The sequence below is a fragment of the Streptomyces sp. NP160 genome (genome assembly GCF_006335115.1).
Lineage (GTDB): Bacteria > Actinomycetota > Actinomycetes > Actinomycetales > Quadrisphaeraceae > Quadrisphaera.
Map to the genome: position 1 here is coordinate 274 of NZ_VDMJ01000026.1, position 22702 is coordinate 22975.

18 protein-coding genes are annotated in these 22702 nt (G+C 74.1%); 6 read left to right on the top strand and 12 right to left on the bottom strand.

What is annotated here, in order from left to right; translation table 11 throughout:
• From FHN55_RS14485 to FHN55_RS14495, 3 genes are all read right to left on the bottom strand, one after another.
• Positions 1-607, bottom strand: a 607-nt coding sequence (locus tag FHN55_RS14485; protein ID WP_373995739.1) for a sacsin N-terminal ATP-binding-like domain-containing protein, incomplete at its 3' end; no start/stop codon positions are given.
• Positions 591-1379 carry a DUF3027 domain-containing protein gene (locus FHN55_RS14490; RefSeq protein ID WP_139713042.1) on the bottom strand — a complete coding sequence of 263 codons (789 nt, stop codon included), beginning with the start codon at positions 1377-1379 and terminating at the stop codon, positions 591-593. The genes FHN55_RS14490 and FHN55_RS14485, both read right to left, overlap by 17 nt.
• A gap of 56 nt (positions 1380-1435) precedes the next feature.
• The gene (locus FHN55_RS14495) at positions 1436-1819 is read right to left on the bottom strand and encodes a cold-shock protein (protein ID WP_139713043.1); all 384 of its coding nucleotides are present in this window, start codon (positions 1817-1819) and stop codon (positions 1436-1438) included.
• A gap of 115 nt (positions 1820-1934) precedes the next feature.
• Between FHN55_RS14495 and FHN55_RS14500 the strand changes: the two genes are divergently transcribed.
• From FHN55_RS14500 to FHN55_RS14510, 3 genes are read left to right on the top strand one after another with little or no spacing between them, the layout of a single operon-like run.
• A complete protein-coding gene (locus FHN55_RS14500) occupies positions 1935-4325 on the top strand; it encodes a helicase-associated domain-containing protein (protein WP_139713044.1) in 2391 nt (796 codons plus the stop codon).
• A gap of 50 nt (positions 4326-4375) precedes the next feature.
• A complete protein-coding gene (locus FHN55_RS14505; RefSeq protein WP_139713045.1) occupies positions 4376-4987 on the top strand; it encodes a hypothetical protein in 612 nt (203 codons plus the stop codon).
• 52 nt (positions 4988-5039) lie between these two features.
• The gene (locus FHN55_RS14510; RefSeq protein WP_139713046.1) at positions 5040-6701 is read left to right on the top strand and encodes a DNA repair helicase XPB; all 1662 of its coding nucleotides are present in this window, start codon (positions 5040-5042) and stop codon (positions 6699-6701) included.
• Positions 6702-6749: 48 nt separating this feature from the next.
• Here the strand turns inward: FHN55_RS14510 and FHN55_RS24290 are convergent, their stop codons facing one another.
• Positions 6750-7220, bottom strand: coding sequence for a zf-TFIIB domain-containing protein (locus FHN55_RS24290; RefSeq protein ID WP_139713047.1), 471 nt, complete (start codon positions 7218-7220; stop codon positions 6750-6752).
• A gap of 178 nt (positions 7221-7398) precedes the next feature.
• Between FHN55_RS24290 and FHN55_RS14520 the strand changes: the two genes are divergently transcribed.
• Both FHN55_RS14520 and FHN55_RS14530 read left to right on the top strand, forming a co-directional pair.
• The gene (locus tag FHN55_RS14520; protein ID WP_257571010.1) at positions 7399-9285 is read left to right on the top strand and encodes a thiamine pyrophosphate-requiring protein; all 1887 of its coding nucleotides are present in this window, start codon (positions 7399-7401) and stop codon (positions 9283-9285) included.
• Between the two features lie 103 nt (positions 9286-9388).
• Complete coding sequence (locus FHN55_RS14530) at positions 9389-10951, top strand: S1C family serine protease (RefSeq protein ID WP_180357847.1); 1563 nt, start codon at positions 9389-9391, stop codon at positions 10949-10951.
• Positions 10952-11007: 56 nt separating this feature from the next.
• Here the strand turns inward: FHN55_RS14530 and FHN55_RS14535 are convergent, their stop codons facing one another.
• The 7 genes from FHN55_RS14535 to FHN55_RS14565 form a co-directional block, all read right to left on the bottom strand.
• Positions 11008-13266 (bottom strand): glycoside hydrolase family 3 N-terminal domain-containing protein, encoded by a 2259-nt coding sequence (locus FHN55_RS14535; protein ID WP_139713068.1) that lies wholly within the window; start codon positions 13264-13266, stop codon positions 11008-11010.
• 133 nt (positions 13267-13399) lie between these two features.
• Complete coding sequence (locus FHN55_RS14540) at positions 13400-14539, bottom strand: Gfo/Idh/MocA family protein (protein ID WP_139713050.1); 1140 nt, start codon at positions 14537-14539, stop codon at positions 13400-13402.
• Positions 14536-15270: a ThuA domain-containing protein gene (locus FHN55_RS14545; protein ID WP_139713051.1), complete on the bottom strand. Its 735-nt coding sequence runs from the start codon at positions 15268-15270 to the stop codon at positions 14536-14538. Before FHN55_RS14545 ends, FHN55_RS14540 begins: the two co-directional genes overlap by 4 nt.
• Before the next feature lie 12 nt (positions 15271-15282).
• Entirely contained in the window at positions 15283-16218 is a 936-nt protein-coding gene (locus tag FHN55_RS14550; RefSeq protein WP_373995740.1) for a carbohydrate ABC transporter permease, read from the bottom strand.
• Positions 16219-16228: 10 nt separating this feature from the next.
• The gene (locus FHN55_RS14555) at positions 16229-17074 is read right to left on the bottom strand and encodes a carbohydrate ABC transporter permease (RefSeq protein WP_257571015.1); all 846 of its coding nucleotides are present in this window, start codon (positions 17072-17074) and stop codon (positions 16229-16231) included.
• A 166-nt stretch (positions 17075-17240) separates the two neighbouring features.
• Positions 17241-18614 carry an extracellular solute-binding protein gene (locus FHN55_RS14560; RefSeq protein WP_139713053.1) on the bottom strand — a complete coding sequence of 458 codons (1374 nt, stop codon included), beginning with the start codon at positions 18612-18614 and terminating at the stop codon, positions 17241-17243.
• A gap of 99 nt (positions 18615-18713) precedes the next feature.
• A complete protein-coding gene (locus FHN55_RS14565) occupies positions 18714-20024 on the bottom strand; it encodes an extracellular solute-binding protein (RefSeq protein ID WP_139713070.1) in 1311 nt (436 codons plus the stop codon).
• A 404-nt stretch (positions 20025-20428) separates the two neighbouring features.
• On the opposite strand from FHN55_RS14565, the gene FHN55_RS14570 reads away from it, so the two are divergent.
• Complete coding sequence (locus FHN55_RS14570; RefSeq protein WP_139713054.1) at positions 20429-21496, top strand: LacI family DNA-binding transcriptional regulator; 1068 nt, start codon at positions 20429-20431, stop codon at positions 21494-21496.
• Position 21497: 1 nt separating this feature from the next.
• On the opposite strand, the gene FHN55_RS14575 is transcribed toward FHN55_RS14570, so the two are convergent.
• Positions 21498-22691, bottom strand: coding sequence for a Gfo/Idh/MocA family protein (locus FHN55_RS14575; protein ID WP_139713055.1), 1194 nt, complete (start codon positions 22689-22691; stop codon positions 21498-21500).
• Between the last annotated feature and the right edge of the window lie 11 nt (positions 22692-22702).

Here is a 22702-nt window from a genome sequence, read left to right on the forward strand (position 1 = left end):
CGCGCAGGACGACGACGACGGCGGTGTCGCAGCCCTCCGCGTCCAGGAGCTCGCGCACGTCGTCGTCGACGTCCACGGCGAACGGCAGCCGCAGCACGGGCACCGCGCCTCCGCGCGCGGCCAGCGCCGCGTCGAGCTCCGCCGGGGCCCCAGCGGCCACCGCGGCGCGGGTGAGGTCGGCGCTGAAGCGGACCCCGCCGGTGCGGGTGCACCAGGTGGCGTCGTCGCTGACCGCCAGCACGGACGCCGCCCCGACGCCGAACCGCCCCGTCAGCGCCGGCGAAGCCCGCTTGGCGGAGGCGCGCAGGGAGGACAGCGCGCGCACGCCGTCCGCGTCGAGCGGGGCGCCGGTGTTCAGCGCGAGCAGCCGGGCGCCCTCGAGGCGCAGGACGAGGCGCCCGGGTGCGCCGGAGCGGGCCGCTGCGTCGGCGGCGTTCTGCGCCAGCTCCACCACCGCGCGGTCGCGGTAGGCGCCGAGCGCGGCGTCCTCCTCGGCGTTGGCGTCCTCGCGGAACCGGTCCGGCGACGCCGCCCACGCGTCGAGGGCGGCCCGGCGCAGCGCCGCGGCGCCGAACGGGTCGGCAGGGAGCTCAGACGGGGTCGACACCGCGCTCGTCGAGCACGAGCGAGCCGCGGGGCTCGGGCTCGAGCACCTGGTCCGTCTCGCTGTGGGCGCCGCAGCCGTGGTCGACCGAGACCACCCGGCCGTCCGAGGGCGACCACTCGTTGGCGCACACGCCGAAGACGGTGCTCAGAGGGCCGGCGAGGCGCAGGTAGAAGCCGCACGAGGCGCACGGCGCCGCCGACGCCCGCGCCTGCTCGGCGGTGGGCCCGTGGGAGCCGGTGTACCAGCGGGTGGCGGCGTCGTCGCGGCCCTCGGGCGAGAGCACGCGGGCGCGGCCCAGGCCGAGCTCCCACAGGGCGACCCTGTCGGCGTCCTCCCCCTCCTCGCCGTCGGGGCGGGTGCCGGGCACGGCGGTGTAGCCGGGCTCGAGGCGCGGGTCGTCGGGGATGCGGGGCAGCACGTCGTGCGGGCCGACGTCGCCGGGGCGCAGCCGCTCGTCCCACGGCAGCCACGCGGGGGCCAGCACCGCGCCGGCCTCGGGCAGCAGCGCCACCTCGCTGACCGTGGCGGTCTTGGCGCGCGAGGCGCGCGCCAAGACCACGGTCCACGCCCAGTCCCGGTAGCCGGGGTCGGTGGAGGCGAAGCGGTGCACCACCACGCGGTCGCCCTCGGGGGCGGCGCCGAGGTGGTCGCCGACCGTGGACGGGCCGCCGGAGGTCTCGCGGGAGACCTCCTCGGCGGCCGCGCGGGCCAGGTCGACGGCGGCCGCGGCGACGGCGTCGAGCACGGGACGGCGGGTGCGCGTGGCGGGCACGGTTCGCTCCTGTCGAGCAGTCGGACGGTCGGTCGGACGGTCGGTCGGTCGGTCGGTCAGGCGTCGAGGTCGTCGGCGACCTTGCGCAGCACCGCGGCGACCTTGCCGGTGCTGGCGCGGTCGGGGTAGCGGCCGCGGCGCAGCTGGCCGGACAGGCCCTCGAGCACCTTGATGAGGTCCTCGACGATGCCGACCATGTCCTCGGCGGGCTTGCGCTGGGCGGCCACCACGGAGTGGGACGGCTCCAGCACCTTCACGGACAGCGCCTGCTTGCCGCGGCGCCCGTCGGCCACGCCGAACTCCAGCCGGGTGCCCTGCTTGACGGTGGCGGTGCCCGCGGGCAGCGCGGAGGCGTGCAGGAACACCTCCTCGCCGTCGTCGGTGGCGAGGAAGCCGAAACCGCGGTCGGCGTCGAACCACTTGACCTTGCCAGTGGGCACGGTGGGACCTCAGGACTCTCGTGGACGTGGTCGGGGGGGTGTGCGCCGCGGCGCTGCGGCCCTACCAGCCAGCCTACCGGGAGGGTCGAGGAGGTTCCGCGCGTACGGTGTTCCGGTGCCGGCCCCCCGCTCCCTGGCCGACGACCTGCGCTCGCGCGACGACGACGCGCTGGCCGACCTCCTGCTCAGCCGCCCCGACCTCGCTGCTCCGGTCCCCGGCGACACCTCCTCGCTCGCCGCCCGGGCGAGCACGCGCGTCAGCACCCAGCGCGCCGTCGACAGGCTCACCACGCCGCAGCTGCAGGTGCTCGAGGCGCTCGTGGCGGTGGCGGGACCCGCCGCCGAGCCGGTGGCGCTGCCCGCGCTGGTGCGCGCGTGCGCCGCACCGCGGGCGCGGGTGCTGCCCCACCTGCGGCGCCTGCACGCCCTGGCCCTGGTGTGGGGACCGGACTCCGCGCTGCGCCCGGTGCGCACCGCCGCCGACGTGCTCGGCCCGACCCCCGCCGGGCTGGGCGCCACCCTGCGGGAGGCCCTGGGCACCCGCTCGCCAGCCCGCGTGCGCGAGCTCACCGAGGACCTGGACCTGCCCAGCTCCGGCGACCCCGTGGCCGACCTCGACGCCGTCGCCGCACTCCTGTCCGACCCGTCCCGCCTGGGCGACCTGCTCGCCGGCGCCCCGGCGGCCTCCCGCGACCTGCTCGACAGGCTGACCTGGGGCCCGCCCACGGGTGCCGTGGCCGGCGCCGACCGGGCCGTGCGCACCGCGGACGCGGGCACGCCCCTGGAGTGGCTGCTGGCGCGCGGCCTGCTCGCCTCCGCCGGCCCCGGCCACGTGGTGCTGCCGCGCGAGGTGGCGGTGGCGCTGCGGGGCGGCGCCGTGCTCGCGGGCCTCGACGACGCGCCGCCGCCGCTGGCCGCGCCGTCGTCCCCCTCCGCCAGCGCCGCCCGGCGGCCCTCCCTGGTCGACGGGGCCGCGGCGGGCCAGGCCGCGGAGGCGGTGCGGCTGGTCGAGTCGCTGCTCACCGCGTGGAGCGCGGCGCCCCCGCCGGTGCTGCGCGCCGGCGGCCTGGGCGTGCGCGAGCTGAAGCGCCTCGGCGACCGGCTGGAGGTGGACGGCGAGCAGGCCGCGTTCTGGGCCGAGCTCGCCCGCGCCGCGGGCCTGGTGGGCGACGACGGCGAGGCCGACGCCGCGTGGGCGCCGACCCCCGCCTCCGACGACTGGCTCGCGCTGGGCGTGCCGCAGCGGTGGGCCGTGCTGGCCTCCGCGTGGCTGCGCACCTCACGGGTGCCAGGCCTGGTCGGCGAGAAGGACGCGCGCGGCACCGCCCGCACCGCGCTCTCGGACGACCTCGACAGGACCTCGGCCGCGCCCGTGCGCCGGATGGTGCTCGAGGCGCTGGCCTCGCTCGAGCCGGGCACCGGCGCGAGCGAGACCGCCCTGCTGGAGCGGGTGCGCTGGCAGGCGCCGCGGCGGTCCGGGGCGCTGGCACCGCGCCTGGTGGCGTGGGCGCTGCGCGAGGGCGCGTGGCTGGGCGCGCTGGGGCTCGGCGCGGTCGCGGCGCACGGCCGGGCGCTGCTGGAGGGCGAACCGGCCGAGGTGCTCGCGCAGCTGCTGCCCGAGCCGGTCGAGCAGGTGCTGCTGCAGGCCGACCTCACGGCCGTCGCGCCCGGCCCCCTGGTGCGGACCGTGGCGGTGGAGCTGGCGCTGGTGGCCGACGTCGACTCCCGCGGCGGCGCCACCGTCTACCGCTTCACGCCGGCGTCGGTGCGGCGCGCGATGGACGTGGGCCGCTCCGCGGACGACGTGCTGGCGTTCCTGCGCGGCGCCTCCACCACCCCGGTGCCTCAGGCGCTGGAGGTGCTCGTGCGCGACGTCGCCCGCCGCCACGGGCGGCTGCGGGTGGGCGTGGCGTCCTCCTACCTGCGCAGCGACGACGAGGCCTCCCTCGCCGAGGTGCTCACGGCGCGCGCCGCCGCTCCGCTGCGCCTGCGGCGGCTCGCGCCGACCGTCGCAGCGGCCCAGGCCGACCCCGCCACCGTGCTCGAGGTGCTGCGCGCCATGGGACTGGCGCCCGCGGTGGAGGGCGGCGACGGCGACGTGGTGGTCCGGGCCCCGCAGGCCCGGCGCACCCCGCCGCGCCAGGTGCCGCGCCCCGTCACGGGGGACCCGCCCGCGCCCGGCGAGGGGCAGGCGGCCGCGGTGGTCGCCGGGCTGCGCACCGGGGACGTCGAGGCGGTGCGCCGTGCGGCGGCGGAGGCCGACGGGCGCGGTGAGCCGCCGTCGCTGACCGCCACCGACCCGGCGTCCGCGCTGGCGGCGCTGCGCGACGCCGCGAGCGCCGGCCGCGCGGTGTGGGTGGGCATGTCGGACGCGGCGGGGCGCCTGACGGTGCGCCAGCTGTCGCCGGTGGCGGTGGACGGCGGGCTGGTCACGGCCCTGGACGCGGAGTCCGGCCAGGTGCGGACCATGTCGGTGCACCGCATCAGCGGCGTCGCCCTCGCCTGACGCGTCTGCGACTACCGTGGGCGGACTGCTCTGCCTCGGGAAGGACGTGCGTGACCCAGGACCCGCACCACTCGTCGTGGGACGCCCCTGCCGGCGAGCAGCCGGTCGAGCCGTCGGCGGGTCCCAGCCACCCGCAGGTGTCCGAGCAGCCGTCGGTCCACGACCGCGGCACCGGCGGGTGGGCCCAGCCGGGCTGGCCGGCACAGCAGCCCGCGCCTCCCCCGCAGCCCGCTCCCCCGGCGCCCGACGGCCCCTACGGCCCCTACGGCCAGGGCCCCCAGCCCGCCTACGGACCCCCGCCCGGGTACGGCCAGCCGCCGCAGGGGTACGGCTACGCCGGGGTGCCGGCCTCGGCCGCGCCCCGCGGGCAGGCGCCGACCGGCGCGATCGTGCTCGTCGTCCTCTCGGGGCTGCTCACCCTCGTGCTGTCGTGGACCGTCGCGGGGCTGCTCTACGTCGTCCCCGCGATCTTCTCGGCGGTCGCGCTGGCGCGCAGCAGCAGCGACCCGGCGGGCGCGCGCCGCACGACCCGCACCGGCTGGATCACCTTCGGCGCGGTGACCGTGCTGCTCGGCCTGCTCGTCGTCGTCGGCGTCGTCCTGCTGTTCAGCTACGGCGGCGGCGGGGGCGGCACGGTCACCGGCGAGGGCGTGTCGGTGTGAGCACGGGGAGCAGCACGGGAAGCAGCACGGGCGCGACGGAGTTGACCCTGCGGTGACCGACGGCCCCCTCATCGTCCAGAGCGACAAGACGCTGCTGCTCGAGGTCGACCACCCGGCCTCGCCCGCTGCCCGCAAGGCCATCGCGCCGTTCGCGGAGCTGGAGCGGGCCCCCGAGCACGTCCACACCTACCGCATCACCCCGCTCGGCCTGTGGAACGCGCGCGCCGCGGGCCACGACGCCGAGCAGGTGGTCGACGCCCTCATCGAGCACTCGCGCTACCCGGTGCCGCACGCGCTGCTGGTGGACGTCGCCGAGACGATGGACCGGTACGGCCGCCTGCGCCTGGAGAAGGACGGCGACCGCCTCGTCCTGCACGCCACCGACGTGCCGGTGCTGGAGGAGGTGCTGCGCTCCAAGAAGGTCGCGCCCCTGGTCGGCGAGCGCCTGGACCGGGAGACGGTGCTGGTGCACCCCTCCGAGCGCGGCAACCTCAAGCAGGTGCTCCTCAAGCTGGGGTGGCCCGCCGAGGACCTCGCCGGCTACGTGGACGGCGAGGCGCACCCCATCGAGCTGGACGAGGACGGCTGGGCGGTGCGCCCCTACCAGCAGCAGGCCGTCGACGGCTTCTGGGACGGCGGCTCCGGCGTGGTCGTGCTGCCCTGCGGCGCCGGCAAGACCATCGTCGGCGCCGGCGCGATGGCCAAGGCGAAGGCGACCACGCTGGTGCTCGTCACCAACACCGTGAGCGCCCGGCAGTGGCGCAGCGAGCTGCTGAAGCGCACGAGCCTCACCGAGGACGAGATCGGCGAGTACACGGGCTCCAAGAAGGAGGTCCGGCCGGTCACCATCGCCACCTACCAGGTGCTCACGACCAAGCGGAAGGGCGTCTACCCGCACCTCGAGCTGCTCGACGCGCGCGACTGGGGCCTCGTCGTCTACGACGAGGTGCACCTGCTGCCCGCGCCGATCTTCCGGATGACGGCGGACCTGCAGGCCCGCCGCCGGCTCGGCCTGACGGCCACGCTGGTGCGCGAGGACGGCCGCGAGGGCGAGGTGTTCTCCCTCATCGGGCCCAAGCGCTTCGACGCGCCGTGGAAGGACATCGAGGCGCAGGGCTGGATCGCCCCGGCCGACTGCGTCGAGGTGCGCGTGACGCTGCCCGACGGCGAGCGCCTCGCCTACGCCACGGCGGAGCCGGAGGAGAAGTACCGGCTGTGCGCCACGTCGTCGTCCAAGACGCGGGTGGTGGAGCGGCTGGTGCGCTCGCACCCGGGCGAGCAGACGCTGGTCATCGGGCAGTACCTCGACCAGCTGGCCGAGATCGGCGACCACCTGGACGCCCCCGTCATCACCGGCGAGACGTCCGTGGCGGAGCGCCAGCGGCTCTTCGACGCCTTCCGCGCCGGTGAGCTGCACGTGCTGGTGGTCTCCAAGGTCGCGAACTTCTCGATCGACCTGCCGGAGGCCTCGCTGGCGGTGCAGGTGTCGGGCTCCTTCGGGTCCCGGCAGGAGGAGGCCCAGCGCCTGGGCCGGCTGCTGCGCCCGAAGTCCGACGGCCGCACCGCGCGCTTCTACACGGTGGTGGCCCGCGACACCGTGGACGCCGACTTCGCCGCCCACCGCCAGCGCTTCCTGGCGGAGCAGGGGTACGCGTACTCGATCGTGGACGCCGACGACCTCCCCCACGCCGGCTCGGAGGCCACCTCCGCCTGACAGGACGGCCGATCGCCCGTGATCATGGGCGATCGGCTACCTGCCGCGTCAGCCGAGCAGCTGGTCCAGGAACGACTTCTTCCGCTTGCCGCCGGGCTGCGACGAGCTCGACGACGACGAGCGCGAAGCGCTGACCTGCTTGAACACCTCGCTCGCGAGCCTGCCGAGGTCGGATCCCGAGCCCTGCTGGGGGGCCGGCGCGCCGTGGGCGCTGGACCCGGTGCGCTGGGCCTGGGGGTCGTGGCCCGGACCGGCCGCCGCCCCGTAGGCCGGCTGCGCGTACCCGGGTGCCTGCTGTCCGTACGGCTGACCCTGCGGCCGCTCGGGCTGCTGGGGCGCCGACGGCCGGTCGTCGTAGTAGGCGGCCTCGGCGTCGATGAGGCGCTCCAGCTCGCCGCGGTCGAGGAAGATCCCGCGGCACTCGGTGCACTGGTCGACCGTGACGCCGTGGCGCTCGTAGCTGCGCATGGCGCCGTGGCACTTCGGGCAGGTCAGCGTCGATGACGTCGGCGTGCTCATGCCTCGGTCAACGGGCACCGCGCTCGGGGCGTTCCCGCCGCCGTCGTCGTCCCCCCTCTCCCTCTTCCGCACTTTCCGCAGAAGGTGCGCCACCGACGCCGCCCTTGACGCACTTTCCGCGGAAAGTGCGGAAGGGTCGGGGGTGATCAGGAGCGCGGGCAGTGGGTAGGGGACGCCCGTGACGCAGACCCGCCCGCAGCAGAGCACCGGCCAGTGGGCCGACGTGCCGGAGCCGAAGACCGTCGGGGACCACGTGGTGGAGCGCCTCGCCCGCTGGGGCGTGCGCCGGTACTACGGCTACCCCGGGGACGGCGTCGGCGGCGTCATGGCCGGCGTCTCCCGCGCCCGCAGGGCGGGCGCCGCGCAGCTGGTGCAGGTGCGCCACGAGGAGACCGCCGCCTTCGCGGCCGTCGCCGACGTCAAGTACGGCGGCTCTCCCATCGGCGCCTGCGTCGTCACCGGCGGCCCGGGCGCGGTCCACGCCCTCAACGGCCTCTACGACGCCAAGCTCGACCGCGTCCCCGTCGTGGCGCTCGTCGGCCAGACCGCCACCCCGGCCCTGGGCACGAGGTTCTACCAGGAGGTCGACGCCAAGGCCCTCTACGAGGACGTCGCCGACTACGTCATCCAGCTGTCCTCCGCGGACCAGGTCATCCACGCCGTCGACCAGGCCTGCCGCACGGCGCTGGCCCACCGCACGGTGTGCGCGATCATCGTCCCGAGCGACCTGGGCAGCGAGGACGCCGTCCTCGAGACCCCGGTGGCCCACGGCTACAGCCACACCTCCAGCGTCCCCAGCACCGACCCCGGCGCCCCGCCGCAGGCGGCGCTGCGCGAGGCGGCCGCCGTCCTCAACGCCGGCGAGCGGGTCGCGGTCCTCGCGGGCGTCGGGGCCGCCGGCGCCACCGCCGAGCTCACCGCGGTGGCCGACGCCCTCGGCGCCGGCGTGGCCAAGGCGCTGCTCGGCAAGCACGTCCTCGACGACAGGCTGCCGTGGGTCACGGGCGCCATCGGCCTGCTCGGCACCCGCGCCAGCTACGAGCTCATGCAGCACTGCGACACGCTGCTCGTGGTCGGCTCGTCGATGCCCTACGGCGAGTACTACCCGCCGCCGGGCCAGGCCCGCAGCGTGCAGGTCGACCTCGACGGCGCCGCGTGCGGCCTGCGCACCCCCACCGAGGTCAACCTCGTCGGTGACGCCGCCGAGACGCTCGCCGCCCTACTCCCCCTGCTGCACCCGCGCGGTGACGGCGCCTGGCGCGAGCGCATCGCCACGTGGAAGGGCGACGACGACGCGGTGCGCGACGCCCGCTGCGCCGCGTCCGCGGACCCCGTGAACCCCGAGGCCGTGGTGCGGGGGCTGCAGGCCCACCTGCCCGACGACGCGCTGCTCGCCGTCGACTGCGGCACGGCGACCGCCTGGTACGCCCGCGACGTCGACCTGCGCCCCGGCCAGTTCGGGTCGCTGTCCGGCCTGCTGCTGAGCATGGGCGGGGCGCTGCCCTACTCGCTGGCGGCGAAGACCGCGCACCCGCACCGGCCGGTCGTCGCGCTGGTGGGTGACGGCGCCATGCAGATGAACGGCGTCAACGAGCTCATCACCGTGGCGAAGGAGTGGCAGGGCTGGGACGACCCACGGCTCGTCGTCCTCGTGCTCAACAACCGCGACCTCAGCTTCGAGACGTGGGAGGTCCGCGCCGAGCTCGGCGAGGTGCCCGACCCGGCCTCGCAGTCGCTGCCGGACGTGCCGTACGCGCAGTGGGCGCAGCTGCTGGGGCTCGCCGGCACCCGGGTCGAGCGCCCCGAGGACGTCGACGCGGCGTGGGCGGCGGCGCTGTCGGCGGACCGGCCGTTCGTCATCGACGCCGTGGTCGACCCCTCCACCCCGATCATCCCGCCCCACGTGTCGGCGGAGCAGGCGCTGGGGACCGTGGAGAGCGGTCTGCGCAGCGCGCTGCACGGTGACGAGCAGGTCCCGGGACTGGTGCGGCAGGGGCTGCGGCAGGTGGTCGCCCCGGTGCTCTCCGCCGTGAGGCACCGCGCCGGCGGCCGCTCGGAGGACTGACGCGGCTTCCAGGAGGCTCCCAGGTAGCGTCCACGGTGCGTGCAGGGCCTTCCTGTTGTCTCCTACGAGTACCGCCACACCCACTCCTGACGGAGAGATGACCATGAGCCACGACACCCAGTCCGCCGGTTCCGGGACCCCGAACGGCCAGACGCCGTCCTGGGCACCGCCCGGTGAGGGGTGGGTGGGCAGCGGGCAGACCGGGCCGCAGCAGGCGCGCGACCCGTACCGCTCGGCGCCGACCGCCCCCCAGCCCACCTGGCAGGACGGACAGCACGGACAGCACGGACAGCACGGACAGCACGGACAGCACGGCCAGCACCCTCAGGGCGGCCACCAGTTCGGCGGCCACAGCTCGGCTCCCACGGCCGTGCACCCGGCGGCCGGTGAGCACGCCGCCTGGTACGGCGCGCCGGGCGCGGACCCGAACGGCGGTGGCGGCAGCGGCACGTCGACCTCCACCCGCGGGCGCCGCGGTCCGAGCTGGGGCGGGGTGGTGGCCGTGGCGGCCGTCGCCGCGCTGCTGAGCGGCGGCATCGCCTTCGCGGGCGCCAAGGCCACGGACCAGACCGCCGCACCGGCGTCGGCCTCCAGCACGCTCGGCGGGTCGAGCGGCGGCTCCAGCTCGTCGGGCGGCACCGCCGGGGAGAGCGTCCCGATCGGGTCCAGCGTCGACTGGGGCACCGTTGCGCAGAGCGTGGAGCCCAGCGTCGTGACGATCCAGGTCTCCGACGGTCAGACCGGCGGTGAGGGCACCGGCGTCATCTACGACACCTCCGGCCACGTGGTGACGAACAACCACGTCGCCACCGCGGCCACCGGCACGAACGCCCAGATCCGCATCATCCTGTCCGACGGCCGCGTGTACCAGGGCAAGATCGCTGGCACCGACCCGTCCACGGACCTCGCGGTGATCCAGATCCAGAACGCCCCGAGCGACCTCAAGCCGGCCACCTTCGGCGACTCCAGCCAGGCCGCGGTCGGGCAGAACGTCATGGCGATCGGCAACCCGCTGGGCCTGCAGGACACGGTGACCACCGGGATCATCTCGGCCACCGACCGTCCGGTGACCACTCAGGCCAGCGAGTCGGAGCAGCAGCAGGCCGATCCCTTCGGCTTCAACCAGCAGCAGCAGTCCGACACGACAGTGGTCACCAACGCGCTGCAGACCGACGCCGCCATCAACCCCGGCAACTCCGGCGGCCCGCTGGTCGACGCGAAGGGCCAGGTCATCGGCATCAACTCCTCGATCGCCTCGACCTCGGACGGCTCGGGCACGGCCGGCAGCATCGGCCTCGGGTTCGCCATCCCTGGCAACGAGGTGAACCGGGTGGCGAAGGAACTCATCGAGAACGGCAAGGCCGAGCACGCCCGCCTCGGGGTCAGCATGACCAGCGAGAGCAGCATCGCCACCGTCGACGGCACGAGCCGCCAGGCGGCGGAGGTGGCCGAGGTCGTCCAGGGCGGCGCCGCGGCCAGCGCCGGCATCCAGCAGGGCGACTTCATCACCGCCGTCGACGGGACCTCCGTCACGAGCGCCGAGTCGCTGACGGCCCAGATCCGCAGCCGCGCCCCCGGCGACACCGTCACCCTCACCGTGGTGCGCGGCGGCCAGCAGCAGGACATCAAGGTGCAGCTCGGCTCCGACGACGGTGCCGCCGGCTGAGCCACGGCCCTCACGTGCCAGAGGCCCNNGGGCCTCTGGCACGTGAGGGGGACGCCTCAGGCGAGCGCCTCCAGCGCGGTGACCACCGTGCGGCGGTCCGCCGTCGTCACCGGGTGCGCGTCGCCGACCAGCTCGACGTCGGCGGTGAGCTCCACGTGCTCGGCGTCAGGCCCGACGCGCAGCTGCACGGCACCCGGCTCCACCACCCGCACGCCGCGGCGGTCGGTGAGCGCCAGCCGGCGCGTCGGGACGTCGAGGAGGACCCGCACGGACTCCCCCGGCTCGAGCGCCACCCGGGCGTGCGCCAGCAGCTGCGTGACGGGCCGGGTCACCGAGGCGACGGGGTCGTGCCCGTAGAGCTGCACGACGTCGGCGCCGGCGCGCTCGCCGGTGTTCGTGACCACGACGGACGCGATGATCGAGCCGCCGGTGGGCACCTCGGCGCTCTCGACCTGCAGGTCGGAGCGCTCGAAGGTCGTGTAGCTGAGGCCGTGCCCGAAGGGCAGCACCGGCTCGGTGGCGATGTTCGACACCGACGACGCCCCGCCGAGGATCGGGTGCAGGTAGCTGTAGGGCTGCGCACCGACGGAGCGCGGCAGCGTCACGGGCAGGTGCCCCGAGGGGTTGACCCGGCCGGACAGCACGCCGGCGACGGCGCCGGCGCCCTCCTGCCCCGGGAAGAACGCCTGCACCACGGCGGAGCACCGCTCCAGGGCGCTGGCCACGGCGTACGGCCGGCCGGTGAGCAGCACGAGCACCACGGGCGTCCCGGGCTCCACCCCGTCCAGCACGGCGTCGAGCAGCTGCTGCTGCACGCCGGGCAGGTCGAGGGACTCCGCGTCGCAGCCCTCCCCGGACGTCCCGCGGCCGAACAGCCCCGCCCGGTCGCCGAGGACGACGACGACGGCGTCCGCGCCCCGCGCCGCCTCGACCGCCTCCCCGAAGCCGGAGGTGTCCGCACCCTCCACGTCGCAGCCGCGCGCGTGCACCAGCTCCGCGCCCGCCAGCTCGGAGCGCAGGGCCTCGAGCACCGGCGGCACCGTGAGGCGCATCGGCGTGCCGGGGTGCTGCGCCAGCACGTGGTTGGCGAAGGAGTAGCAGCCGAACAGCGCGGACGGGTCGTCGGCGTTGGGCCCGACCACGGCGACGCGCTTCGCCGTCGTCGAGAGCGGCAGGGAGCCGTCGTTGGACAGCAGCACCACGGACTCCTCGGCCAGCCGCCGGGCGAGGTCGCGGTGGGCCGGTGGGTCGAGGTCGATGGCGTCGAGGTCGACGGACGGGTCGTAGCCGGGGTCGAGCAGCCCGAGGGCCGCCTTCTGGGTCAGCACGCGGCGCAGCGCCCGGTCGACGAGCGCCTCGGGCACCGCGCCGCTGCGCACGGCGTCCGCGAGCGCCAGGTAGGCGACGCCGGTGGGCAGCTCCACGTCGATGCCGGCCTCGAGGGCCTGCGCGCCGGCGTCGGCGACGTCGGCGGCCACGCCGTGCAGCGTCTGGAGGAACGCCACGGAGAAGTAGTCGGCCACCACGGTGCCCTCGAAGCCCCACCGCTCGCGCAGCAGCTCGGTCAGCAGCGAGGCGTCCGCGGCCACGGGCACGCCGTCGACCTCGGCGTAGCTGTTCATCACCGAGCCGACGCCGCCGTCGAGCAGGGCCATCTCGAAGGGCACCAGCAGCACGTCGGCCAGCTCTCGCGGGCCGGCGTGGACGGGCGCGAGGTTGCGGCCGGCGCGGCTGTTGGAGTACCCGACGAAGTGCTTGAGGGTGGCGACGACGCCGGCGGACTGGACCCCCCGCACGTACGCCGTCGCCACCTCGCCCACCAGGTGGGGGTCCTCGCTGATGCACTCCTCGACGCGCCCCCAGCGCGCGTCGCGGACCACGTCGAGGACCGGCGCCAGACCCTGGTGGACGCCGAGGGAGCGCATCGACTCGCCGATGGCGGCGCCGAGCTGCTCCACGAGACCTTCGTCGAAGCTGGCCCCCCAGCTGAGGGGGGCGGGGAACGTGGTGGCGCCCCAGGCCGCGAGGCCGGTGAGGCACTCCTCGTGCACGAGCGCCGGGACGCCGTGGCGCGAGCGCTCCTGCAGCCAGCGCTGCTTGGCGACCAGCCCGCGGGCGCCCTCGACCGCGTCGACGGGCGTCGTGCCGAAGACGCGCGTGAGCTGCCCGAGGCCGGCCAGGGCGTAGCCCTCGAGCGAGTCGGGCGCGTCGCCCTGCATGGCGTCGGCCATGGGGGCGACGTCACCGCCCTCCCCGGTGCCGCCGCGGCCCTCCCACAGGCCCACCAGCTGGTAGAGCTTCTCCTCCACCGTCATGGCGCCGACCAGCTCCTCGACGCGCGCCGCGCGCTCGGGGCTCAGCGGCGTCGACGGGTCGACGTCGGCGACGGGACGTGCAGGAAGGTCGGTGCTCACGGCGTCAGCTCCACGATCACGGTGGGTGGGGGTGTCAGGCGGCGGTGGTCTGCGCCGTCAGGTCGACGAGCCCGGCGACGGGCTCGGGGCGCTCGCACGTGCTGGTGATGTCCACCGGAGCGCCGCCGGAGGCGGCCGAGCCCAGCACCTGCTCCATGACGTCGAGCACGTGCAGCGCCACCTCGCCCGACGCGCGGTGCGCGGCGCCCGCGGAGATCGCCAGACCGAGGTCGGCGAGGCCCTCTCCGCGGCCGGCGCCCAGGTACCCGGCGCTCGGCTCGAGCTCCTTCCACTGCGCGCGGCCCCACTCGTCGAGCCCGGCGACGTCGGGGCTGCAGATCTCCACCGAGCCCTCGAAGTAGTTGGGGTCCGGCACCGACAGCGAGCCCCCCGGCCCGTGGACCTCCAGGCGCGGCGCCCGCGAGCCCCACACGTCGAAGCTCATCACCACGGTGGTCAGCGCGCCGTCGCGGTGCTGCAGCAGCCCGGTGACGTGCGAGGGGGTGGTCACGGGGAACTCGAGCCCCGCCTTCGGGCCGGAGGCCACGGTGCGGGTGGAGCGCGGCGCGGACGCCAGCCCCGTCACCCGCGACACCGGACCGAGCAGGTGCACCAGGGAGGTCAGGTAGTACGGGCCCATGTCGAGCAGCGGGCCGCCGCCGGGCGCGTAGTAGAACTCCGGCGAGGGGTGCCACAGCTCGTGCCCCGGCGCCACGAACGTCGCCGTGGCGGCGTGCGGGGTGCCGATGAGCCCGGACTCCACCGCCGCTCGTGCCGTCTGCACCCCGGTGCCGAGCACGGTGTCGGGCGCGCAGCCGACGCGCACGCCGGCTGCGGCGGCGGCCTCGAGCACCGCCCGGCCCTCCGCCGTCGTCGCCGCCAGCGGCTTCTCGCCGTAGACGTGCTTGCCCGCGGCGATCGCGGCCAGCGCCACCTCGGCGTGCGCCGCGGGGATGGTCAGGTTGAGGACGACGTCGACGTCGTCGGCCTCCAGGAGCTGCTGCAGCGGCAGCGCCCGGGCACCGGGGTGCTGGGCGGCCAGCGCCTCCGCCCGTCCCGTGTCGAGGTCGGCGACGGCCGTCAGCGCGAGCTGCGGCAGCCGGGACAGGTTGAGGCTGTACTGCTCGCTGATCTTTCCGGCGCCGACGACGCCGACGCGCAGGGGCTGGCTCACAGCTCCCCCTCCGAGGTCGTCTCGAGCGAGCGGCCGGCCCACAGCAGGCCCCGCTCGACGAGGGTGCGGACGTTCGGGTCCTGCAGGACGTCGACGCGGTGCCCCGGGGTGGCCACGAAGACGCGGCCCTCACCCCAGGCGCGGGTCCACACCGCGGGGCAGGTGACCGGGCGGTGCCACGGCTCCCACTCGCGGGTGTCCGTGGTGGTGGTGGCCAGCACGTCGTTGAGGTCGTCCGACAGGATCCAGTACTGCTCGGTGGCGAGGTCGAAGTCGTCCAGCACCGAGGTGATCGGGTGCTGGCGGCCGGCCTCCGTCAGCTCGACGCGGTGCGGGACGTAGTTGTCCTCCATCTCGCCCCGGCGGTCAGCCGGCGGGTGCAGCGCGGCGTGCGTGGCGAACTGCCCGCCCACCAGCTGCAGGTAGTCCGAGCTGTTGCGGAAGGAGTCGGCGATGCCGCCGTGCCACCCCGCGAAGCCGGTGCCCGCCGCGACGGCGGTCATCAGCCCCCGCAGCTGGTCGGCCTCGATGGTCGACATGGTGATGCTCTGGACCACCAGGTCCAGGCCCTCCATGTAGTCCGCCTCCGCGTAGGCGGCGGGCCCCTCCTCCACCCGGACGTCGAAGCCGGCGTCGCGCAGGAACGGGATGAAGAGCTCGGTGGCCTCGACGGGCTGGTGCCCGTCCCAGCCGCCGCGGGTGACGAGGGCGCGCTTGTTCTCAGAGCTCACGAGGTGCAGGGCTCACTTTCCGAAGCCGGCGGTGAGGCCGGAGACGAGCTGGCGACGGCCGACCACGTAGAAGACGAGGATCGGCAGCGTCGAGAGGACGACCGCCGCGAGGACCGCGGGGACGTTGACGGAGTACTGGCCCTGGAAGGTCCACAGCGCCAGCGGCAGCACGCGCAGGTCCGGGCTCTGGGTCAGCACCAGGGGCAGCAGGAAGCCGTTCCAGACCTGCAGGCCGGTGTAGATCGAGACCGTCGCGACGGCGGGGCGGGTCAGCGGGAAGGCGAGGCGCCAGGCGGTGCCCCACTCGCTGGTGCCGTCCAGGCGCATCGACTCGAACAGCTCGTTCGGCACGTCGCGGATGAAGTTGCTCAGCACGAGCACCGCCAGCGGGATCGAGAAGGCGATGCTCGGCAGGATCAGCGCGGTCAGGGAGTCGTACAGCGACAGCCGGATGATCAGCAGGTAGACCGGGATGATCGTCGCCTGCAGCGGGATCGCCAGGCCCATGAGCAGGAACGCGTTGGTGAAGCGCAGGAAGCGCCCCGAGCCGCGCACGATCGCGAACGCCGCCATGAAGGAGATCAGCACCGCCGGGATGACGGTGCCCAGCGTCACGATGGCGCTGTTGAGGAAGTACATGGCGAAGTCGTTCTCCAGCACCAGCTGGTAGGCGCTCAGCGTCGGAGAGGTCGAGGGCAGCAGCGGGTTGGTCGTGAAGTACTCGCTGGAGGGCTTCAGGCTGGTGATGACGATCCAGTAGATCGGCACGATGATGATCGCCAGCCACACCCACCCGAAGATGCCGGCCATCCAGTTGGGACGGCTGGCCCGCTGCCCGCGGCCGGGCCGGCCGACCTGGCTGCTGGAGCTGCCGGAGCCCTTCGGGGCGGTCGGGGAGGTGCTGGGCTTCCCCGCGAGCGCGGGGGTCGGCGCGGAGCCGGCGCTGATGTCGGTCACGTCACATGCCTTCCATCTGGCTGCTCGTCTTGTCCTTGCCGCCCAGGCGCTGCAGGACCTGCGCCAGGCCCAGGCCGATGAGCACGATGAGGACGGCGATGACGCTCGCCGGGCCCATCTGGTTGGCGCGGAAGCCGCGCAGGTACATGTCCAGGGCCAGCACGCGGCTGGCGTCACCGGGGCCGCCGCCGGTGAGGACGAAGATGAGGTCGAAGGACGTCATCGAGCCCACCACCATCAGGGTGGAGGAGGTGATGATCGTGTACTTCAGCTGCGGCAGGGTGATGGAGAAGAACTGCCGGATGGTGCCGGCCCCGTCGATGCTGGCGGCCTCGTACATCGTCTTGGGGATCTGGCGCACGCCGCCTTGGTAGATCAGGGAGTGGAACGGCACGTACATCCAGCTCAGCACGAAGATGATGACGAAGAGCACCAGCGTGGGGCTGCCCAGCCAGTTCTGCACCAGGATCGGGATGCCCAGGCTGGCCGCCAGGCCGAAGTTCGGGTCGAGCAGCGCCTTGTAGGCGATGGAGATCGCCGCGGCGCTCATGAGCAGGGGCAGGAAGTACAGCACGGCCAGGAACGCGCGGTACTTCTGCGTGCCGGCGGTGAAGACGCCCAGCAGCAGGGACAGCGGCGTCTGCACCAACCAGGAGAAGATCATGATGCCGAAGGTCAGGCCCATGGCCTTCCACATCACCGGGTCGGCCAGCACGGAGGTCCAGTTGCCGACGCCCAGCCAGCTGATCGCCCCGATGCCGTCCCACTGCGTGAAGCTCAGCAGGACGACGCCGACGAGCGGGATGCCGCCGAAGAGGATGAAGAAGAGCAGCGCCGGCAGCGCCATCCAGGCGACCGAGCCGGTCTTGACGCTCTTGTGGTCGCTCGGGCTCGCCGCTCTGGCGGCTCTGGCGGGTGCGCGCGTCGTCGTCGCTGAGACGCTCATGGGTGCTGTCCTCTCCTCGTGAGCTGGGGTCGGCCCGCGACCGCCCCGGAGGGCGGTCGCGGGGAGGTCACTTGCCGAGCGTGGCGTTCATGTTCGAGATGAACGTCTGCGGGTCGATGGACAGGGCGAAGAGCTGCTCGATGTTGGTGAGCAGCGCCTCGGCCGTGGACGGGCTGAGGGCCTGGTCCCAGGACTGCGTGAACACGGCGGCCTTGGACGCGAGCTGGTAGACGAAGTCGAGCCACTCGGCGTCGTCGCTCGCCGCGAGCTCGTCCTCGATGCCGGTGACGATGGGCACCTGGCCGTTGTCGATGTAGGCCTGGATGACGTCGTCGGTCATGATCCCGTCGGCGAAGAAGGCCAGGGCGGCGTCCTTGGCCTCCTGGCTGGCCTGCGAGAAGATCGACATGTACTGGCCGGGGTTGCCGACCGCGTTGCTCGGGTCGCCCGCACCGCCGGTGACGGTGGGGAACGCGCCGAAGCTCAGCTTCCCGCCGGTGACGAAGTCGGGGGCGTCGTTCTTCATGGCCCCGTAGCACCAGGCGCCGTGGAGCATCATCGCCGCGCGGCCGGTGTAGAGCAGCGCCTGGTCGGCGTTGCTGTCGGCGGTGACGGACTCGAACCCGTCGACGAAGCCGCCGGCGCGCACCAGCTCCTGCACCTTGGTCAGCGCGTCGACCGCCGCGGGGGTGTTCCACGCGTCGGGCTGCGCCGCGGCGATGTTCTGGAACACCTCAGCGCCGCCGATGCGGTCGAACAGGTACTCCAGCCACATCATCGACGTCCAGCGCGACTGCCCGCCCAGGCTCAGCGGGGCGACGCCCGCGTCGCGGAAGACCGGCACCAGGGCCAGCAGCTCGTCCCAGGTGGTGGGCTTGCTGGCGCCGACCTTCTCGAACAGCTCGTCGTTGTAGTACATGACGATCGGCGTGACCGTCTCGTTGGGCAGCGCGTAGAGCTTCCCGTCGACGGTGGCCGGGCCGAAGCTCGAGGGGAAGAGGCGGTCCTTCACGGCCGGGTTCTGGTCGAACCAGCCGGTGAGGTCGTCCACCTGGCCGGCCTGGACGTAGCTGCCCAGCGTGCCGCCACCCCACCCGTAGATGATCGTGGGGGCCTGCCCGGCGCCGATCGCCGTCTTGATCTTCGTCTTGTAGGCGTCGTTCTGGAAGAACGTCAGCCCGATGGTCTGGTCGGGGTTGGCCTTGTTGAAGGCGTCCACGGCGTCGGTGGTGATGCTCTCCGACGGCTCGCCGGACAGGTACCACTCCGTCGCCACCGCGTCACCGCCCGAGCCGGACCCGCCGGGGCCCGACGTGCCGCACGCGGCGAGCACCGAGCCGGCCACCGGGGCCAGCGCGACCATGCTGAGGAACTGCCGCCGCGAGGTGCCGCGGGCGGTGGTGGTTGAGGTCAGGGCCTGCGAGCGGGTGCTGCTGCTCATGGCTGTCGGTCCTCCTCGGTGAGGTGCGGCGCGATCTGCGCCGCTGCGCGCCGGGGGGCGGCCGGTTCGTCGAACGCCCCCCGGCGCGGTGTCACGGCGTCACTGGCCGATCGTCGCGTCCATGTTCTGGGCGAACTGCTCGGGCGTGATCGAGAGGCTGAAGAGCTGGTCGATGTTCGACAGCAGCGCCTCGGCCTGGGTGGGCGAGAGGGCCTGGTCCCAGGACTGCACGAAGCTGGGTGCGTCCTGGACCGCGGAGTAGACGAACTGCAGGAACTCCGCGTCGCCGGAGGCGGCCAGCTTGTCCTCGATGTTGGCGGCGATCGGCACCTGCCCGGAGGCGATGTAGGCGTCGATGACCTTCTCGCTGAAGATGCCGTTCTCCTTGTCGGCGAAGTACTTCTTGGCGATGTCCTGCTGCTCCTGGGAGGCCTTGGAGGAGATCGCCATGTACTGCGCCGGGTTGCCCGCGACGTTCTTCACGTCGCCCTTGCCGCCCTCGACGGCGGGGAAGGCGAACCAGCCGAGGTTGCCGGCGGAGACGAAGTCGGCGGCGTCGTTCTTGATGCCGGAGTACACCCACGAGCCGTGCAGCATCATCGCGGCCTTGTCGGTGTAGATGAGCGCCTGGTCGGCGTTGCTGTCGGCGGTGATGGACTCGAAGCCCTTGATGAAGGCGCCGGACTTCACCAGGTCCTGGGTGGCCTGCAGCGCCTTGATGGAGTCGGGGTTCGACCAGGCGCCGGAGGTGCCGTCGAAGATGGCCTGGAAGACCTCCGGGCCGCCGATGCGGTCGAAGAAGTACTCCAGCCACATCATCGAGGTCCAGCGCGACTGGCCGGCCAGCGCGATGGGGGCGATGCCCGCGCCCTTGAAGGTCTCCACCAGGGCCTGGAGCTCGGCGTAGGTGGTGGGGGGCTGCGCACCGACCTGGTCGAACAGCTTCTTGTTGTAGTAGAAGAGGATCAGGGCGGCGTTCTCGTTGGGGTAGGCGTAGATCTTGCCGTCCACGGTGGCCGCGCCGAAGGTGGCGGGCAGCACGCTGTTCTTGACGTCGGCGTTCTGGGCGAACCAGTCCGTCAGGTCGACCACCTGGTCGGCCGCGGCGTAGCTGGCGAGGATGCCGCCACCCCAGCTGTAGATGATCGTCGGTGCCTGGCCGGCGCCGATGGCCGTCTTGATCTTGGTCTTGTAGGCGTCGTTCTGGAAGTAGGTGACGCCGATGGTCGAGTCGGGGTTGGCCTCGTTCCAGGCCTTGATGTTGTCGCCCTTGATCTTCTCGTTGGGCTGGCCCGAGAGGTACCACATCGAGGCCTTGCCGTCGCCGCCACCGCCGCCGCCGGAGCCGCCGGGGCCGGAGGTGCCGCAGGCCGAGAGGGCCGCGCCCGCGAGGGGGGCCATGGCCAGCATGGCGAGGAACCCGCGGCGCGACGTGCCGCCGGTCGTCGAAGAAGCGTCCACGTGAACTCCGTCGTTCGAGCCGCATCGGTGCGGCGCCTCAGTGGTGGTCAGTCGCAACGATCGAAACTTTCCGACCGTTGCGCTTGCCTGGTGGACAGTAGGAGGCCGCGCCGAGGGCGTCAAGCGAATCCGACCAGGTGACAGGTGTTCCCCAGGTCACGATTCCGTCACGCCGAGGACGGCGGTGATCGACACCAGATCGACGATCGCGCCCGCACCCGATGAACGAGGACTGGCGCGATCGACCGCTCTGGGTGATCGACCGACTGCGCTGTGACGCCGAGACGGCCTTTCTCCCCGCCGAAACTTTCGGCTAGCATCCGCCGACACACCAACCCACGACGGGAGTGGGCATGAGCAGCACCACCGGCCGCGCCGAGGGCCGGATCACCATCGCCGACGTCGCTCGGCAGGCAGGTGTCTCGGTGCCCACGGTGTCCAAGGTCCTCAACGGCCGCGACGACGTGGCGCCCGACACGCGCGACCTGGTCAGCGGCGTCATCGCCAGCTCGGGCTACCGTCCCCGGCGCCGCGTGCGCGAGCACCGGGTGGATGTGCCCACCGTCGAGCTGGTCATCACCGACCTCACGACCGCCTACGCCCTGGAGGTGCTGGCGGGTGCGGAGGCGGGGGCCGCCCGCGCCGGGGCCGGGCTGCTCGTGTCCGCCGCTCACGACGACGTCGGCGAGGACCGGGCCTGGCTCCACGCGCTGCGCGCTCGGCGGCCCTCCGGCGTCGTGCTCGTCATCAACCGCTTCGGCGGTGGCAGCGCGGAGGACGTCGCCTCGCTGGGCGCGCCCGTCGTCCTGCTCGACCCGGCCGGCAGCAGCGACCCGTCGCTGCCCACCGTGGGCGCCACCAACTTCGCCGGCGGGGTCACGGCCACCGAGCACCTGCTCTCGCTCGGGCACCGGCGCATCGCCGTCATCACCGGCATCCCCGAGCTGCTCTGCAGCCAGGAGCGCCTCGAGGGCCACCGGGCGGCGATGGCGCGCGCCGGGCTGGCCGTGGACGAGTCGCTCGTCCACGGCGGCGACTTCAGCGCGGACGGCGGCCAGCGCGCCGCCGTGGCGCTCCTGGACCACCCCGACCCGCCGACCGCCATCTTCGCCGGCTCCGACCTCATGGCCAGCGGCGTCTACCAGGAGGCGCGTCGCCGCGGGCTCCGCGTGCCTGAGGACCTGTCCGTCATCGGCTTCGACGACGTCTCGATGTGCCAGTACATGTCCCCGCCGCTGACCACCGTGCGCCAGCCGCTCGGCGAGATGGCCGGGGAGTCGGTGCGGATGGTGCTCGAGGAGGTGCGGGCGCGCCGCAAGGGCGTCCCGCCGCGGCCGCGGACCGCCGTCCCGGCGCCGCACCTGCAGCTGGCGACCCGCCTGGTGGTGCGGGAGAGCACCGCTCCCCCGCACCACCGCTGACTCAGGAGGTCGGCGTCCAGGCGCTGCCCTCGTTCGAGCTGCGCTCGAGGGCGTCCAGCACGCGCTGGACCTGCAGGCCCTCGGCGAACGACGGCGAGGGCTGACGGCCCGCCGCGACGTCGCCGACGAGGTCGACCACCTGGTGGGTGAAGGTGTGCTCGTAGCCGATGATGTGCCCCGCCGGCCACCAGCCGGCCATCCACGGGTGCTCCGGCTCGGTGACGAGGACCCGCTTGAAGCCCTGGCGGTCGGCGCCCTCGCGGGCGTCGTACACGTCGAGCACGTTCATGTCCTCGAGGTCGAAGACGATCGCGCCGTCGGAGCCGTAGACCTCCAGGTGCAGGCCGTTCTTGCGGCCGGTGGCGAAGCGCGAGGCCTCGAGGGAGACGAGCGCGCCCTCGGTGGTGCGGGCCATGGCCATGGCGGCGTCGTCCACGGTGACCTTCCCGACCTCGTCGCCCGCTCCCCCGGCCGAGCTGGCCGACAGGCCGCGCCCGCCGGACAGCGGCCGCTCGGTGACGAAGGTGTGCATGAGGCCGCTGACCGTGGCGATCTCGGTGCCCAGCACGTGCTGCACGAGGTCGATGGCGTGGGCGCCGATGTCTCCCAGCGCACCCGACCCGGCGAGCTTCTTGTCCAGGCGCCACGTCATGGGCGCGCTGGCGTCGGACAGCCAGTCCTGCAGGTAGGAGGCGCGGACCTGGCGGACCTGACCCACGGCACCCTCGGCCACCAGCTGGCGCGCGAACGCGACGGCCGGCACGCGGCGGTAGCTGAAGCCGACCATGGCCTTCGCGCCGGAGGCGGCGGCCTTCTCCGCGGCGGCGTTCATGGCCTCGGCCTCGGCGAGGGTGTTGCCGAGCGGCTTCTCGCACAGCACGTGCTTGCCGGCCTCGAGGGCGGCGATGGCCACCTGCGCGTGCGCGTCGCCGGGGGCGACGACGTCGACCAGGTCGACGTCGTCGCGGGAGACGACCTCCTGCCAGTCGGTCGCCGAGCTCTCCCAGCCGAACTTCGCCGCGGCGGCGGCGGCGCGGCCGGCGTCGCGGCCGACCACCACCGAGCGCCGGACCTCCAGCGGGAGGTCGAAGAAGTGCGGGGCCACCCGCCACGCCTGGCTGTGGGCGGCCCCCATGAAGCCGTGCCCGACCATCGCCACGCGCAGCTCCTGCTGCCCGCCGGTGCTCGTCGTCATCTGTCCTCGCT